Here is a 233-nt window from a genome sequence, read left to right as displayed (position 1 = left end):
TTTTTGCTCTGCCAGAATAGAAAGAACTTATCCGCCGCTTAGCCATATTTTTTTGCTATTGCACGACAGGGTTTCCCTCTTTTTCCCCTGAAAACAAAGCCGATATAGTCCAGAAAAGCGAGAACGCAGGCGCTCCGTCCCGGTGACGCCGAGGTATTCATCATTGAGGAAGTTCACATGACCATGAAAAGACCTACCATCATCTGGCTGGTACTGCTGCCGCTGCTGGCTAT

At 48.5% G+C, this 233-nt stretch carries 1 protein-coding gene; it reads right to left on the bottom strand.

The window, feature by feature from the left end; all coding sequences use genetic code 11:
- Positions 1-27 precede the first annotated feature (27 nt).
- Positions 28-233 (bottom strand): hypothetical protein (locus tag KVT28_RS27045; RefSeq protein ID WP_217551417.1); only part of this gene is annotated, 206 nt, incomplete at its 5' end.

It is taken from the genome of Pantoea sp. GbtcB22, from assembly GCF_019091025.1.
Classification (GTDB): domain Bacteria; phylum Pseudomonadota; class Gammaproteobacteria; order Enterobacterales; family Enterobacteriaceae; genus Pantoea; species Pantoea leporis.
This window is presented reverse-complemented; position numbering and strand designations above follow the sequence as displayed.